3 protein-coding genes are annotated in these 2100 nt (G+C 47.2%); 1 reads left to right on the forward strand and 2 read right to left on the reverse strand.

What is annotated here, in order from left to right; genetic code table 11:
- Positions 1-79 precede the first annotated feature (79 nt).
- Complete coding sequence (locus CWI66_RS17400) at positions 80-400, reverse strand: VOC family protein (protein ID WP_198517614.1); 321 nt, start codon at positions 398-400, stop codon at positions 80-82.
- Positions 401-423: 23 nt separating this feature from the next.
- Complete coding sequence (locus tag CWI66_RS17405; protein WP_096921788.1) at positions 424-1515, reverse strand: alpha-hydroxy acid oxidase; 1092 nt, start codon at positions 1513-1515, stop codon at positions 424-426.
- Positions 1516-1909: 394 nt separating this feature from the next.
- Here CWI66_RS17405 and CWI66_RS17410 point away from each other — a divergent pair.
- Positions 1910-2100 (forward strand): aldehyde dehydrogenase family protein (locus CWI66_RS17410; protein ID WP_232711007.1); only part of this gene is annotated, 191 nt, incomplete at its 3' end.

Here is a 2100-nt window from a genome sequence, read left to right on the forward strand (position 1 = left end):
GCGTGGCTGGTGAGGGTGCGGCGACTGGCGCGGAACTTTATGTTGGGCATGGCACTGTCTGGGTGAATGGCGATAATGGCTATATTGCCATGCAGGTCAGTGGGTTAGAAGTGCTTCTGAGGGCCGGTCTCACGGATTCAGGATTAATAAAACGGGTTATTTGAGAGTTTTCATCTGCTCCTTCGAGCAAGACGAATTTAATCGGGCCAGCTTCCATTACTGCGGAATTCATTGCGCTGCGGGCACCAGTGGTAGTCATACGGTCTATGAGGCTGAATCCGATCATGCTGTAATAGCCAATGGCCTGCTCAAGATCTAGTACTGCAATTGCAACATGATCGATTTTTTGGGCTTTATGTTTGAGCATTAGCTTTGAAGTGGTTTCGCAGCTATTAGTCATGAGTGTTCTCCTTGGCGTGTGGTTCACTCGATCCAAATGATTTCATTATTGACTTCCGCAAGGGAGGCGCATCCGCAGAGATGCATGCAAAGATGTAAATCTTCACTCAGCTGTTCCAATACTCTGGCTACTCCTTGCGCACCTTCAGCAGCAAGCCCCCAAAGAACTGGACGACCTACGCCCACAGCATCGGCACCTAAAGCAAGAGCCTTAAGGATATCTGCGCCACTGCGAATACCGCCATCTACGATAATCGGTATCACATTGCCTAGCCGTTGACGAATATGTGGTAACATACTAATGGCGGAAACATGGTGGTCGAGTTGACGCCCGCCGTGGTTAGAAAGGTAGAGGGCATCTACTTCATGCTGCAGAGCAATTTCCGCATCTAGTGGGTGCAGTATGCCTTTCAAAATCAGTGGCATATTAGTATGGTATTTAACCCATTCTACATCTGCCCAAGAAATAGCGGGCTCTAATTGATCAGCAACGAAAGCCGCGACTCCTGAATTTCCTGAGACAGGGATACACTGATGCTTTATTTGCCCTTGCAAATAACTTTCATTTCTATATCTGTTAACGCTAAATTCATTGCGGCGGTCACGCAGTCGTGCACCCATGAGAGGAACGTCTACAGTGAGAACTAAAGCGCTGCAACCAGAATCTTGTGCTCGCTGAATAAGATCCCTGTTAATTTGACGATCTTTATACAGATAGAGTTGAAACATAACTGGTGCGTCTGACTTTTCGCATACTGTTTCCACAGGAAAATCTGACATAGTGCTTAGGATGAAGGGGACTCCATTCTGGTTCGCAGCTTTAATTGTTGCGAGCTCTCCTTCAGGGTGAACGAGTTTATGATGCGCACTCGGAGCCACAAGTATGGGAGGTGTTGGGCATTGGTTTCCAAGGATGCGAGCCAAACGAGTGGTGAATGGGTCTACTTTTTCTATTCCTCGCAGAACTCTGGAAAGAAGCTTTACACGTTCCAGTGCGCAAATATTTTCTTGCAATGATTGCTCACTTCCAGCCCCACCGTCAATAAAGTCATAAACTTCTGGGGGTAAGTGGCGTTTTGCAATCGATTGCCAATCTTCAATACACACTGGAACCATACTCGTTCCCTCGTCTAATTTAGCTGTTAATTAGATTGGATAGTTATAATAATGTGTGCTATGTGGCGTTACCGCTTTGAAGGGGGCTACGAACTGAGAATAGGTGCGCTAGCTGAGCTGTGATGTAAGTTATTTCTTAAAAAAATGTAAGTTATTTCTTAAAGCATGTAAGTTATTTCTTACATACTTGCAAAGTACGATTGATTTATAACTGTTTTATATTCATGTCGCTTTAATATTCTATGCGGCTAATTTAGATTAAATAGAGAAGTTTCATGCTCATTGTGATTAGTGTACTCCCCCTCCGATAGAGCCTCAGTAATGGTAAGAGGTACGGCATGGATAGGTGCTTGATTTTGAGCCTCGGTTTGGATCTAGATGAATCACCCCCACGGTGCTGGTGAATGTCACCCCCGACATGGAGATTGCCCAGCAGGAGGTGTTTGGCCCGGTACTGATCGCCATGGCGTTCGATGACGAGGCCCAGGCCGTTCGGCTTGCCAACGATACCCGGTTTGGGTTGGCCGGTGCCGTGTGGAGCCAGGACGTGGCCCGAGCGCATCGCGTGGCGGGGCAGCTGCGGGC

Source organism: Halomonas sp. 141, from assembly GCF_002810305.1.
In the GTDB taxonomy this organism is placed as follows: Bacteria; Pseudomonadota; Gammaproteobacteria; order Pseudomonadales; family Halomonadaceae; genus Vreelandella; species Vreelandella stevensii.

Excerpts from the sequence above, each read along its gene's own strand:
- CWI66_RS17400 (WP_198517614.1), bottom strand. The coding sequence starts at position 400 with ATGACTAATAGCTGCGAAACCACTTCAAAGCTAATGCTCAAACATAAA.
- CWI66_RS17405 (WP_096921788.1), bottom strand. The coding sequence starts at position 1,515 with ATGGTTCCAGTGTGTATTGAAGATTGGCAATCGATTGCAAAACGCCAC.